12 protein-coding genes are annotated in these 12,939 nt (G+C 71.8%); 7 read left to right on the top strand and 5 right to left on the bottom strand.

All coding sequences use genetic code 11. The features are described 5' to 3' along the window. Positions 1 to 76: 76 nt before the first annotated feature. Positions 77 to 1,414 carry a DivIVA domain-containing protein gene (locus LP52_RS20630; protein WP_052810079.1) on the top strand — a complete coding sequence of 446 codons (1,338 nt, stop codon included), beginning with the start codon at positions 77 to 79 and terminating at the stop codon, positions 1,412 to 1,414. 194 nt (positions 1,415 to 1,608) lie between these two features. Continuing rightward, a complete protein-coding gene (locus tag LP52_RS20625) occupies positions 1,609 to 2,058 on the top strand; it encodes a GNAT family N-acetyltransferase (protein ID WP_040276008.1) in 450 nt (149 codons plus the stop codon). Positions 2,059 to 2,209: 151 nt separating this feature from the next. Here the strand turns inward: LP52_RS20625 and LP52_RS20620 are convergent, their stop codons facing one another. Next, a complete protein-coding gene (locus LP52_RS20620; protein WP_052810078.1) occupies positions 2,210 to 3,742 on the bottom strand; it encodes an MDR family MFS transporter in 1,533 nt (510 codons plus the stop codon). 290 nt (positions 3,743 to 4,032) lie between these two features. Here LP52_RS20620 and LP52_RS20615 point away from each other — a divergent pair, with 290 nt between their 5' ends. Together LP52_RS20615 and LP52_RS20610 are read left to right on the top strand one after the other, a co-directional pair. After that, positions 4,033 to 4,614, top strand: coding sequence for a TetR/AcrR family transcriptional regulator (locus tag LP52_RS20615; RefSeq protein WP_040276006.1), 582 nt, complete (start codon positions 4,033 to 4,035; stop codon positions 4,612 to 4,614). Positions 4,615 to 5,051: 437 nt separating this feature from the next. Then, positions 5,052 to 5,561 carry a C40 family peptidase gene (locus LP52_RS20610; RefSeq protein WP_084723369.1) on the top strand — a complete coding sequence of 170 codons (510 nt, stop codon included), beginning with the start codon at positions 5,052 to 5,054 and terminating at the stop codon, positions 5,559 to 5,561. 419 nt (positions 5,562 to 5,980) lie between these two features. Here LP52_RS20610 and LP52_RS20605 read toward each other — a convergent pair whose 3' ends face one another. The 4 genes from LP52_RS20605 to LP52_RS20590 form a co-directional block, all read right to left on the bottom strand. Continuing rightward, positions 5,981 to 6,301: a hypothetical protein gene (locus tag LP52_RS20605; RefSeq protein ID WP_040276005.1), complete on the bottom strand. Its 321-nt coding sequence runs from the start codon at positions 6,299 to 6,301 to the stop codon at positions 5,981 to 5,983. 364 nt (positions 6,302 to 6,665) lie between these two features. After that, positions 6,666 to 7,283, bottom strand: coding sequence for a superoxide dismutase family protein (locus LP52_RS20600; RefSeq protein ID WP_040276004.1), 618 nt, complete (start codon positions 7,281 to 7,283; stop codon positions 6,666 to 6,668). Between the two features lie 128 nt (positions 7,284 to 7,411). Further along, a complete protein-coding gene (locus tag LP52_RS20595) occupies positions 7,412 to 7,897 on the bottom strand; it encodes a DUF3291 domain-containing protein (RefSeq protein WP_052810089.1) in 486 nt (161 codons plus the stop codon). A gap of 32 nt (positions 7,898 to 7,929) precedes the next feature. Continuing rightward, positions 7,930 to 8,748, bottom strand: a complete 819-nt coding sequence (locus LP52_RS20590) for a helix-turn-helix transcriptional regulator (protein WP_040276002.1) — start codon at positions 8,746 to 8,748, stop codon at positions 7,930 to 7,932. 142 nt (positions 8,749 to 8,890) lie between these two features. On the opposite strand from LP52_RS20590, the gene LP52_RS20585 reads away from it, so the two are divergent. The 3 genes from LP52_RS20585 (at position 8,891) to LP52_RS20575 (ending at position 12,904) form a co-directional block, all read left to right on the top strand. Continuing rightward, positions 8,891 to 10,453 (top strand): SLC13 family permease, encoded by a 1,563-nt coding sequence (locus tag LP52_RS20585; RefSeq protein WP_040276001.1) that lies wholly within the window; start codon positions 8,891 to 8,893, stop codon positions 10,451 to 10,453. A 110-nt stretch (positions 10,454 to 10,563) separates the two neighbouring features. After that, positions 10,564 to 11,193: a YigZ family protein gene (locus LP52_RS20580; protein ID WP_040276000.1), complete on the top strand. Its 630-nt coding sequence runs from the start codon at positions 10,564 to 10,566 to the stop codon at positions 11,191 to 11,193. A 157-nt stretch (positions 11,194 to 11,350) separates the two neighbouring features. Then, positions 11,351 to 12,904 carry a hypothetical protein gene (locus LP52_RS20575; protein ID WP_040275999.1) on the top strand — a complete coding sequence of 518 codons (1,554 nt, stop codon included), beginning with the start codon at positions 11,351 to 11,353 and terminating at the stop codon, positions 12,902 to 12,904. Positions 12,905 to 12,939 lie beyond the last annotated feature (35 nt).

Here is a 12,939-nt window from a genome sequence, read left to right as displayed (position 1 = left end):
ATTCCGGGTGTTATGGGAATGATAGGCAGGGAGTCCGGCCACCATCCCATTGGCAGCCAACCTGGTTGATTAGGACATGAACGAGCACAGCGCAGAGATCTTGCCGAACTTCCTCCGCGAGGAAGCCTTCCCGACCGAGAAGCGCGGCTACAGCAAGCGTCAGGTCGACGACTACGTGGTGCGCACCCACAACCAGACACGCGACCTTCAGGAGCGGCTGGCGCGCACCCACGACGAGCTGGAGCAGCTCCGCCGCGAGCTGGCCGAGGCCAAGGAGCAGGCCGCGGTCAAGCCCGAGCACGAACAGATCAGCGAACGCATGTCCAGCATCCTTCGCATAGCAGAGGAAGAGGCGAAGGAGAAGCGCAGCAAGGTCGACAGCGAGGTCGACAGCATCCGCGGCAAGGCCGAGGAAGAGGCGGCCAAGCGGGTGAAGGACGCCGAGGAGCACGCCGAGCGCGTGGTCTCCAGCGCGCGCTCCGAGGCCCAGGAAATGGTGTCGGGGGCCAAGCAGGAGGCCGAACAGCTCCGTTCGCAGGCCGAGGAGGAGACCCAGCGGCGCATGGCCGATGCCGAGGCCAGGGCCAAAAAGATCAACGACACCGCCGACCGCCGCCTGGCCACGCTCACGGCGACGCACAACGAGGCGGTGCGCCGGCTCAGCGACATGCACGGCACGCTGGCCGAGCTGCTCGACGCCGAGAAGAAGGCGGGACCACTGGAGAGCGGACTGTCCCAGGCCGAGGTCGAGGCGGAGCAGGAGGCCGCCGGTTCCTCGAATCAGGGTCAGCAGGGGCGCCAGCCGCACCAGGGTCAGCAGGGGCAACAGCCCCAGCAGGGTCAGCAGGCCCGGCAGGCGGCCGATCAAGGCCAGGCGCAGCAGCAGGGGCGCCAGCCGCAGCAGGGCCAGCATGCCCAGCAGAAGCAGGGCCCGGGACAGAAGCCCGCGGAGCAGCCGGCCAAGGCCGTCTCGCCGCAGCAGCCGCCCGCGAGCGGGGGGAGCGACTCCGGGGCCGAGGGCCCGGCGGGGCAGCGTCAGGCCCAGGCCGAGCCTGCGCAGTCGGGGCAGGGCGGTACCGATTCCAAGACCGGTCCCGCCGCTCCGCAGCAGGATGCCGGCGAGGAAGCCACCGTCCGCCTCAACCCGGACCAGTCCGCCGACCGGCAGGGCGCAGCCCCGCATTCGGCCGGGCAGGCTCCGCATCCGCAGGGCCCGACCAACGCGGGCGCCGCGCCGCAGCAGCACCAGGCGCAGCAACAGCAGCAGCCGAATCCGAGCGGCCAGCCCCAGCAAGCACCGCCGTCGGCCAACGACCCGGGAATCACGGCCATGCACCAGCGGCCCGACGCGTCGGCGGCCCAGCGGCCCGACGACGCCGAGGGCACTGAGGGAGTGCGCATCATCAAGCCGTGACCCCGGCGCGGTCCGCGCTCCGGCGAAGTGTCGCGTGCGCACTCCGTCGTCGCGGACCACAGGGCCGGGCCGGACTGGACTCGCTCATGTCACAGGTGGAGCGGGGTGCCGAGAGCATCCCGCTCCGTGCTGTTTGTCCAGGCCTGAGGGTGACGTCGGCCTTTTCCCCGGTGTCGGCTACGATGCCGGAAGCCATGTTTATCCGCGCGGCCATCCGGTCTGACCTCGGTGCGATTCTGCGGCTCCTCCGCGAACTCGGCGACTCCATCCCCGAGCAGAGCAGCACCGTCCGCATGTCCTCGGCCGCCGTGCGTGCCTGGACCCGGATGGAGAACGACCCGGACCGCTCGGTCCTGGTCGCCGAGCGCCGCGGGCAGATCATCGGGACACTGGACCTGCTGGTCATCGCCAACCTCACCCATGACGCGCAATCCTGGGCGATCGTCGACAACCTGGTGGTCGACCCGGTCTGCCGCCGCGCCGGTGTGGGGCGCGCGCTGGTGGAGGAGGCCGTCGACCGCGCCGACCGCGCCGGCTGCTACAAGGTCGAGCTGCTCTCCCGCGAGAACGGGGCCGGGACCCAGGCGTTTTACGCGGCCGTGGGATTCGAGAGCTCGGCCGAGGGCTTCCGCCGCTACCTCTGATCCGCCCGGCCGCCCTGGCATCTACCGGCGCTTGGGCGCCGGCCCTGAGCGGGCGCGGGTCCCGACCCGCCGGGCCGGGCGGCGCGCCTCGGGAACGCGCCCTGAGCCCGCGCGGCCCGTGACAGGCGGCGGCACCAGGGGTGCGTGCGGGTCAGCCGCGTCCCGAGCGCAGCGGGACCGGCTTGAACAGGAGCACGATCACGAACGCCACGACGGCGATCGGGATCCCCAGCGTGAACACGGTGTGCATCGCATCGCTGAACGCCGTGATCACCGCGTCCTGGGCCACCGGTGGCAGCGCCCGGATCGCGTCCGGCGAGCCGGTGGCCGATCCGGACAGATCGCCCGAACCGGCGAACCCGCTGAGCTCGTCGTGCAGCCTGTTGGTCATCACCGACCCGAACATGGCCACGCCCAGTGCACCGCCGAGGTTGCGGAAGAACGAGACGGCGGAGGTGGCCGAGGCCAGATCCGTCCGCTTTACGGCGTTCTGCGTCGCCAGGATGAGGATCTGCATGCACATCCCCAGGCCCAGTCCGATCAGGCAGACCCCCGACCCCACCAGGACCAGGCTGGACTCGGTGTCCAGGAACGTCAGGGTGGTGAAGCCCGAGGCGACGAGCAGGGTGCCCGAGACCGGGAAGACCTTCCATCTTCCCGTGCGGCTGACGAGGAAGCCCGAGGAGATCGAAGCGGTCAGCAGGCCCAGGACCATCGGAAGGGTCATCAGTCCCGATGCCGTGGGGCTGAGCCCTTGCACGATCTGCAGGTACTGCGGCAGGTAGATCATCACGCCGAACATGCTCATACCCACCGCGGCGGAGGCGAGCGAGCCCAGCACGAACGTCCGGTTGCGGAACAGGTGCGGCGGCAGGATCGGCTCGTGGGCGCGGCGTTCGACCAGCACGGCCGCGACGGTCAGCGCCAGCGCCGCGGCGATCAGCGCGAAGGACGGTGCGGACGCCCAGGCGAACTCCTGGCCGCCCAGACTCAGCAGCAGCATCACGGCGCTGGCGGCGCCGACGACGCAGGTGGCGCCGCGCCAGTCGATGCGATGCTGGACGTCCGGCCGCGCGGGCAGCTTGAGCAGGCGCTGGATGACGACGAAAGCCACCGCCGCCAGCGGGACGGTGATGAAGAAGCACCAGCGCCAGCCGAGCGGGCTGTCGACGAGGAACCCGCCCAGCAGCGGACCGGCGACGGTGGCGGCGCCGAAGACGGAGCCGAGGAAGCCGGAGTAGCGGCCGCGCTCGCGCGGGGCCACCACGTCGCCGAGGATGATCTGGGGCAGCGCGGCCAGGCCGCCGGTGCCGATCCCCTGGAACAACCGCGCGATGATCAGCCAGGTCATGTCAGTGGCGAACCCGGCGGCGACCGACGAGCAGATGAAGATCACCAGCGCGGTCTGGAACAGCAGCTTGCGGCCCCAGACGTCGGAGAGCTTGCCCCACACGGGCGTGGAGGCGGTCATGGTGAGCAGGGTGGCGCTGGCCACCCACGACAGGCGGTCCTGGCCGCCGAGCTCGCCGACGATGGTGGGCAGGGCCGTGCCCACGATCGAGGTGGTCAGCATCGACGTCAGCATGGCCAGCATCAGGCCGACGAGGATCTCGACGACCTGGCGCGGCGAGTAGTTCACCTGCGCTTCCTCATCGGCTCCGCCGTCGGCGTGCTCCCCCGGCAATGTCGCGGCCTCCTCGTCCGCTGTGCCTAAGCGTCGCTCCACGTTCGGGTTCTCCTGTTCGTCGCCCCGTCTTGCGCTGGTACGACGGCCCCGCCGACCTGCGCAGGCGGCGGCTGGGGGCCGGGCACGGCGGACCGCCGCCGCTGAGGCGGAGCGGTCCGGTGGATTGTCCGTTCCAGGTATAAGTAAACAGTGTTGACTTGTCAAGCGGAGCGGTTATAGTGCGGGGAACCGAACGGGAGAAGCCGCGCTGAGCTGCGACTCCGCGCCGGCCACAGCATGGGGGCCCGATGAATCCGACGGACGCCGCCGACACCTGCCACGGGCGGGTGCGCGACCGCGAGGCCACGCGCCAGCGCATCCTCGACAGCGCCCGCGAGCTGTTCACCCAGGAGGGCTACGCGCAGGTCTCCTCACGGAGCATCGCCGCCGAGGCCGGGGTCAACGTCGCCCTGATCAACCGCTACTTCGGCGCGAAACGCGGACTGCTGGCCGAGGTCATCGCCGAGGACGCCGCGTTCCCCCAACTGGTTCAAGGTGAGCGCCAGACCCTGCCGCGGCGCATCGCCGAGCACGTGGTCCACCGCACCCTGGGCGAGGGGACGCCGCTGCAGCGCGCGCTGCTGCACTCCCTGGGAGATCCGGATCTCAAGTCGGTGTTCGAGGAGCGGCTGCAGAGCGCGATCATCGGGCCGCTGGCGGACTACATCGGCGGGCCCGACGCCCGTACCCGCGCGACGCTGGTCGCGGCGCTGCTGATCGGGGTGGGCAACGTCCGCCGGATGGGCGGGGCCGACGCCCTCATGGAGGCCGACGCCGACGCGCTGGTGCAGCGGCTGACCGGGATCGTCGAGCGCTGCCTGGAGGAGTGAGGGCCGGTCCGGTTCCGGCCGCCTGCCCGGCCCGAGGTCGGAGGCGGCGTGCGGTGCTCGGTGCCCGGGGGTGCTGCAAGGGAACGGGACCTGCGCCCGGCGCGTGTTGAGCGCTACGCGGCCGATCCCGACGTTCCGCTCGGGCCGGTGCCCCGGCGGTTTCCGCGACGGGGCGGCGATGCTCGGCCGTCGCCCCGCCACGGGCCGGAGAGAATCCGTACGTTTCCCCCACCCTGCGGCAAACTCCCCGTATCCCCAGGAATTGCCGATCCGATAGGCGCCCGAGGGCCCGTATCCGCCTATACGGCGGGGAAATCCGTCGCGACACGCCAAAGGGAGCATAAGGGTGAAGGCGGCGGACCCCTGTGTTTCCCTAAGGAACTGTGCCCCGGGGCGCACCGCTTCGGGGGAAGCGAAATACGGGGGGACCAGTGAACATGTCGATCGCAGCCGCGTGCCCGAAACCGGAAAACAGATCCAGCGCCGTGGTCAGGGCCGCATTGACCTTATCCTCCCTGGCGGTGCTCGCCGCGTTCGGTATCGGATCCGCTGCTCCCGCGGCCTCCGAGGAGCGGGTGCACCAGGCGTCGAGCGTCGCCAGGGAAGCCGTTCAACACGCGAAAAAACAAGTAGGAAAGCCCTACCGATACGGCGCCGAAGGCCCTAGAGCCTTCGACTGCTCGGGCCTTGTGCAGTACGCCTACAAGAAGGCGGGCAAGAGTATCAGCCGTACCACCTACACCCAGTTCGATCAAGGCAGATCGGTCTCCAGGTCGAATCTCCGGCCCGGAGACCTCGTATTCTTCTATTCCGGCCCGAGTCACGTCGGGATGTACATCGGAAACGGCAGAATGATCCACGCGCCGAGTTCCGGGAAAACGATCCAGACCGCCAAGATGGCCGGTTACTACAACCGGCAGCTCGTGGGGGCGCGCCGCGTCGCCTGAGTCTCCGCCCGGCACCGTGAGTCCGGGCGTCGAGACCGGCCGGCCGCGCCGCCCCGCGGCCGCCGTCCGGATGCGCACCACCGCGGCAGCGCCGAGCAGCGCGCTGCGCGGATCCGCCCCCGGACGGCGGCCGCCGCCGACCGCATCGACCGCTGAGCCGACCGTTCCGTCCGGCTCCGCCGCCGGAGCCGCGGCGGAACGCGCAGGACCGCCGGTCCGGGCGCCGGGTGCCGAAGAGCGCGCGATGGCGGCGTGGCGGGGCGTGCGGCCGGGCGTCGTCGGCCGGGCGGCGGCACGGCCGCAGGCGTTCGGCGAAAGCTCAGAGGGCGGCATCGGGAAGGCTCTTCGTTCTTCGAAAGGTCGGGCGCGACGGACTGCGGATGGGCGGCGTGGCGGGCTGCGGAGCCGGTGAGCGCGGCTCAGCCCAGCACGATCGCGCCGGCGAGGACGGGCTGGCTGAAGTCGACGGAGCCGCGGCCCGAGGTGACCGCGCGGCCGCCCTGGCAGGAGGTCCCGACGAAGAGCGCGTACTTGGAGCCGGCCTCGGCCTCGATGGCCACGACGCCGCCCTGGTCGGATTCCAGCGACCTGCAGCCGCCGGTGTCCACCACCTGGCGGTGCCCCGACTCGAAGGTCACGGTGACAGGTCGGATCGTGTCGTCGCTGTCGGAGCGCATGCCGGACAAGGCGCCGGCGATGGTGGCGGACATGGTGGCCAGATTGGTCGGGCGGATCGGCACGGCGCGGCTCTCGTTCCTCGGGTTCTCAGGGGAGTCGAGTGTTTCTCACTCTCCGTGATTGAACTAGAGCTTGGAGTGGCAGTCGCGGATGACGTGCGGTGTGTCGCCGGATCCGGACGGAACCCGGACCGGACGCGCCCGGTCGCGGCGGAGGTTCGTCCGGCGGCGACGACCGCCTGGAGCGCTGCGGACCGGCTGATGCCGCATCGGAGGATCACCGGCTGAAGCGGGCAGAGGAGTGCGCTGCCGGCGGCGCCGGGGCGCCGCCGACAGCGCACTCCGGCGTCCTGCGGGGCGGCGAGAGGGCGGCCCGCCGTCGGTGCCGCGCGCAGGGCCCTGCGTGGGAACGTGCCGGTCGCCGTGCTTACAGCGGAACGTTCACGCAGGCCAGACGGGTGCCCGCCGTGCCGGCCTCACCTTCGGCGGTCTCGGTGTGGTCGGAGTGGATCACGACGGAGTAGGTTTCGCCGATGCGGGGGTGCCAGTCGACGTCGGCGTCGGATTCGGCGGTGCCGTCGCCGTCGGTGGTGAAGTCCAGCCAGACCTCGTTGTCGTCGTTGGCGTACTCGGGGTCGTTCGAGCTGTCCTCGGGCGCCTCGTCGTTCTGGTAATGCGGACCGGCGGCGTCGGGCGACTCCCCGCATGGCTTCGTGTGCAGATGGGCGCCGTAGGTCTCGTCGGGCTGCAGACCGGTCGCCGCGAAGTTGAAGTCGGTCTCCGCCCCGTCTCGCGTGGCGTGCAGGGTGACAGTGGCGCCCGTCGGAACCGCCTGCTCGTCGTAGGTGACGGCCTTGGCGTCGGGCGAGTAGGTCGCGAACTCGGCGTTGACGCTTGCGAGGCCGGGAGCGCCCGCATCGCCGGTGCCGTTCTGGTAGGGAGAGGGGTCGGCGGCGCCCTCGTCGTCGCCCTCGAAGTCCTCTCCACAGCCCGCAAGCAGCAGTGATGCGGCGGCCACGCTGAAGATGGCCCGGGTCAACGACACAGTGGAACCCCCCGATGTCCGATCGGTGTCACTGCGGAACGCTACCCCAAGTGACTCCGCTGTCACGTGGATTCGTACTGCCGGGCGGCTGGGGGAGGTGGTCGGAACCGCCGTGCGGGGGCTCGGGCTCAGTCGCGTGCGCTGACGGATGCGGTGCTCTCGTGCGCTCCGGGCGGCGGGAAGGACTCGCTGAACGTGAAGGCCTCGGGGGAGGGGCCGCGGGAGCGGAGCATCTCCAGGCGGCTGCGCGCCTCCTGCAACGTGGGGACGCGTCCGGCCGGGAGCCACCACAGCGCCGCGTGCATGCCGCTCAGGCGGGTGAACCACTCGCGCCGGCGGCGCAGCGCGTCGAGGTGGTCGCTGCGGTAGGTGAAGTTCCACAGCGACTCCCGGTCCTGCCACACCGAGAGGTTCACCAGGACGTCGTCGCCGAACGGCCGCGCTGCGGTGGCGTCGTTGCTCCCCTCGTCGGTGTAGCGCCACACGAAGCCGGGGCTGGAGTCGGCCAGGGCGTTGACCGGATCCAGGAGCGCGACGAACTCGGCCATGGAGGGATCGTCGAGGGGCGCCTTGAGGATGCCGGTGTTGATCTGGGCCAGGTGGTGGAGGCTCATGCGCTTCAGCATGAGCCCGCGGTCGTTCTATGTCAACGATTATTGGTTTTGGAATCGCCGACCGGTGAGATGACGACACAGCACCCCTCCACCGCCGGGGCCATGTCCGCGCGGTAGGCGTCCGCGCCCGCCCCGTGCAGCAGGCCGCGCAGCAGTTCCAGGTTCATCCCGCAGGCCACCGGCGGATGGCTGCGGGCCACCGCGTCGAAAGGGCAGTTGCGCAATCGGAGGGTGGAGCGGGCCGCGGGCGAGGCGGAGTCGGGGCCGCCGTCCGGCAGCGGACCGGCGGGACCGACCGGCGGTCCGTCCGCGGAACCCGCGCCGTCGTCCTCGGCGACGGGTTCGTACCCGTGGGCCTCCAGCCAGCCCGCGAGCCCGTCCGCCGACACGGGCGCGCCGGGGGCATCCTGCCGGACCTGCGATCTCTGCGGGACCTGCTGGTACCCGGCGGCGTAGGCGGCCCCGCGGCGCTCGCCCTCCTCCCGTGCGGCGGCGTAGAGCGCCTCCTCGGCGCCGGCGCGCTCGACGGCCTCGGACAGGAGCGCGGCGGCAGTGCCGTAGTCGCGCGGCGGAAGCTGGACCCCGTGCTCGCGGGCGGAGCGGCGGTAGAGCTTCGCCGGTCGGCCCGATCCGGGCCCCTCACGACCGGAGACCTTCCGCCGGTCGACCTCCAGCAGTCCCGCCTCCACCAGCTTGTCCAGGTGGAAGGCCGCCAGGTTGCGCCGGGCACCCACCGCCTCGGCGGCTTCGGTACGGGTGACCTCGTCGCCGCGCCGGGCGACGTAGTCGTAGAGCCTGCGGCGCAGCGGCTCGGCGAGGACACTGAGAGCGTCGATACCGGATCCGGTCATACCTCCATTGTGCGGCGGGGCCGGCCGGCCGGGCCGCACCACTTCGTTGCCGGTTCGATACCGCACGGACGGTTCACCCGCCGGGGCACAGGTAGAACACGTGTGATGCACGACACCCGTGTGACGGATCCGAGGAAATCCAATGGCGCAACCGACTGAACCCGGGTCGACGACGTCCTCCACGGAAGGATCGGTCGGCGGCAGCTCGCCCACAGCCCCCGGCGACAGCGCCGAAGGCGAGGGCGGCCTGGCCCGCAGGAGGATCGGCCTGGGGGTGGGCGCCGTCCTGGCGCTGATCGTCTATCTCGTCCTGCCCGACTCGCTGGAACATGCGGGCAAGGTGACGGCGGCCGTCGCCACGCTGATGGCCGTGTGGTGGATGACCGAGGCCATCCCGCTGCCCGCGACGGCGCTGCTGCCCCTGGTGCTGTTCCCCGTGCTCGTCGGCGCCGACATCGCCGATGTGGCGGCCCCCTACGCCGACGACGTCATCTTCCTGTTCATGGGCGGCTTCATGCTGGCCATGGCGATGCAGCGGTGGAACCTGCACCGCCGTATCGCGCTGGTGGTCGTCGCAGCCGTCGGCACCGGCCCCGTGATGCTCATCGCCGGCTTCATGCTGGCCACGGCCTTCCTCACGATGTGGGTGAGCAACACCGCCACCACCGTGATGATGCTGCCGATCGGCCTGTCGGTTCTGGGCCTGGTCAACCAGTTGGGGGACGGCAAGGGCGACGCCAACTTCGCCACCGCACTGATGCTGGGCATCGCCTACTCCGCGTCGATCGGGTCGGTGTCCACGCTCATCGGCACCCCGCCCAACGCCTTCATGGCGGGCTACCTCTCCCAGAACCACGACATCGACGTCGGGTTCGGCCAGTGGATGCTGGTGGGACTGCCCCTCGCGGCGGTCTTCCTGGTGGTGGCCTGGCTGCTGCTGACGCGCGTGGTCTACCCGCCCGGGATCCGCGAGCTGCCCGGCGGCCGGCAGCTCATCCGCGACCAGCTCCACGAGATGGGCCCGATGTCCCGCGGCGAGTGGACCGTGCTCACCGTCTTCGTCTGCGCGGCCGTGGCCTGGGTCGCCGTCCCGCTGCTGGCCGACGTCCCCGCGGTCTCCGACGCGCTGCCGTGGCTGGCCGACGTCTCCGACGCGGGCATCGCCATGGCGGTGGCCGTGGCCCTGTTCCTCATCCCGGTCAAAGCCCGCCAGGGGGTGGCCGCGCTCGACTGGCAGACCGCCCTGCAACTGCCCTGGGGCATCCTGCTGCTCTTCGGCGGCGGCATCTCGCTGTCGGTGCAGTTCGAGGAGTCGGGGCTGAGCGGTTGGATCGGTGAGCGAGTGGGCCTGCTCAGCGCCGTGCCCGCATGGGTGGTGGTGCTGATCGTGGCGGCCCTGGTCCTGCTGCTCACCGAGCTGACCAGCAACACCGCGACCGCGAACATCTTCCTGCCGGTGTTGGCGGGCGTCGCTGTGGGGCTGGGCCTGGACATCATGCTCCTCGTCGTCCCCGCCGCCCTCGCCGCGTCCCTCGCCTTCATGCTCCCGGTGGCCACCCCGCCCAACGCGATCGCGTTCGGCTCCGGCTACATCCGGATCGGGCAGATGGTGCGTGCCGGCGTCTGGCTGAACGTCTGCTCGGTGGTGCTGATCATGGGCACGATGTACGGGATCGCCTACTGGGTCTTCTCGATGGGAGGCTGAACGCCGCTCTGACCGGCGGACCCGCCCCTGTGCGCTGCGGACGAACCAGACCGCCGGCGGCCACGGGGGCGGGGCCGCCCTCGCCGCGCCCTTTACCATCGGATTCGGACATGCGGACCATCAGAAGCGGCGGCGAGCACGAGCTGCAGATCAAGAAGTCCCGGTTCGTCTGCGCCCTGGCGCGGGTGGGCGGCGAGGACGAGGCGCGGGCGTTCATCGCCGAGCGCCGGCGGCTGCATTGGAGCGCGGCGCACAACTGCACCGCCTATGTGGTCGGGGCCGAGGGCGATGTGCAGCGCTCCAGCGACGACGGCGAGCCCTCCGGTACCGCCGGGGTACCGATGCTGGAGGTGTTGCGTCACCGCGGCATCACCGACACCGCGGCCGTGGTCACGCGCTACTTCGGCGGAGTGAAGCTGGGCGCCGGCGGGCTCATCCGCGCCTACGGCAGCGCGGTGGCCGCCGCACTCGACGGCGTGGGTGTGCTGGAGCGGCGTACCCTCGCCGTGGTGACGGTCAGCGCCGACTACCTGCTCGCGGGCAGACTGGAAAGCGGGCTGCGCGACTCCGCGTACCGCGTGCAGGACGTGCGCTACGGCGCGGGCGTGGACTTCGACGTCGCCGTGTCCGAACCCGCTCTCCCCGGCTTCGGCGCGTGGCTGGCCGAGGCCACCGGTGGGAAGGCCCACTACGAGATCAGCGGCAGCGCCACCGTCGAGGTCGATCCGGACACCGGCTGAGCGCGGATGCCGCAGTCCGGCCCGGTTCCGCACGTCGCCGCAGGTCCGCCGGATGCTCCTCCCGGCGGTCGAGGCCGCCGGGGTGACCGTGTATGTGGGGCCGCCCCGCGCGTTCTAGGATTCCGGTACCTGATGTCGTCGTAGGGAGTGACCGGTCATGCGCACCTGGCGACGGGCCCCGCTGGCAGCGGCCGCGGGCGTTGCGCTGCTCGTCGCGGGGAGCGCCTGCACGCCCGAGGACGAGCCGGACGGGTCACAGGATTCGCCGCGCCCGCTGCCCACCGCCTTCGAGAGCGAGCTTCCGCCGGGGGTCGGCGGCGAGCCGCTGCGGCACCTGCACGGCCCCGGCGGCGAGGGGCCCGACATCCTCGACGACGAGATGGGCGTGCGGATCTCCGCGGTCGGCGACGCCTTCCTCGTCAGTTCCAACAGCGAGGAGCGGCACCTGCTGCTGGGAGCCGAGGACGGGCGGACGCTCTGGCGGGGCCGCCAGCACATCCAGCGGTTCGGTCTGGACGCCGACGGCTCGCAGGTGCTGATCGCCGAGGGGCGCGACGGCGGCACCGAGGTGATCGGCGACGACGGCGAGACGGTGTGGCACGGTACCGGCGGCCGGACGTCCTTCGTCGGCGGCGTGGTGGTGCGCCGCCCCGCCGACTGGAGCGCCGGCGAGCCCTACGGCGACTACACGGTCCGCGCGCCCGGAGGCGCGAAGCTGTGGGAGTACACCTTCGAGGCTCCTCCCGAGGACGCCGGGGAACCGGACGGCTCGGGCTCCGAGGGCTCCGGCAACGGCGCCGCCGACGACGGTGGCGACCCCGACCGCAACGGCGTGCCCGTGGCGGCCCGCGACGGCGTGCTGCTGCTCGACGACGGCCAGGGGCTGCTGCAGGCGCGCGGCATCGGCGAAGAGGGCGCGGGCGAGCTGCTGTGGAGCATCGCCGGCGACGACCCGGCGCTGGCGGGCGGCACCGACGTCCAGCGGCCACGCCCCCAGGTCATCGGCAGCTACGAGATCCCGAGCGGGGACGAGGGCGGCGAGACCGCGGCCCCCGAAGAGGGCACCGGCGCTCCGCAGGAGGACCGGAGCGCTTCGCCCGAGCCCGGCACCGACGACTCCCCCTCCTCTGCGGCGCCCTCGCCCGAAGGCACGGCCGCCCCCTCCGGCGGGGAGGGGCCCGGGGACGAACCCGCCCGCACCGCCACCCTGGTGCGCTGGACCGTGCCCGAGGAGCCCTCGGTGCTGTCGCTGCACGACCTGCACAGCGGTGAGCTGCTGTGGAGCGTCGCCGAGCCCGGCGCCAACCCGCCCGGGGACGAGTTCGCGCCGCCCCCGCTGCAAGGCGCCCTTTACGAGCGGGACACGGGCACGGTGCTGCTGCCGCAGGCCACCGGCGAGACGCCGCTGATCGCCGTCGGCCTGGAGGCCGGCGAGATCCGCTGGGAGTTCGAGGACGAGTTCGAGCAGGCGATCTCGCCCGCGCTGGCCATGAACGGCTACATCTACGGCGACGCCCGCGGCACCGGCGACACCTCCGGCGCCCAGGTCGTGCTGGACGCCGACGACAAGAACGTCGCCGCCGAAGGGCTCGGCGCCTACGTCGAGGCGGCCACCGCCGAGGGCTACAGCATCGTCGTCAGCGACCGCCAGCGCTTCGTGTTCCCGCCCGCCGATGCGCCCGAGGGCGAGGAGACGAGCCCGACCGGCTAGGGGCGTGTGCGAGCGGGCCGACCCGCCGTCCACAG

This window comes from Streptomonospora alba, from assembly GCF_000826685.1.
Classification (GTDB): domain Bacteria; phylum Actinomycetota; class Actinomycetes; order Streptosporangiales; family Streptosporangiaceae; genus Streptomonospora; species Streptomonospora alba.
The sequence above is the reverse complement of the archived record's forward strand: the minus strand, read 5'-3'. Positions and strand labels throughout refer to the sequence as shown.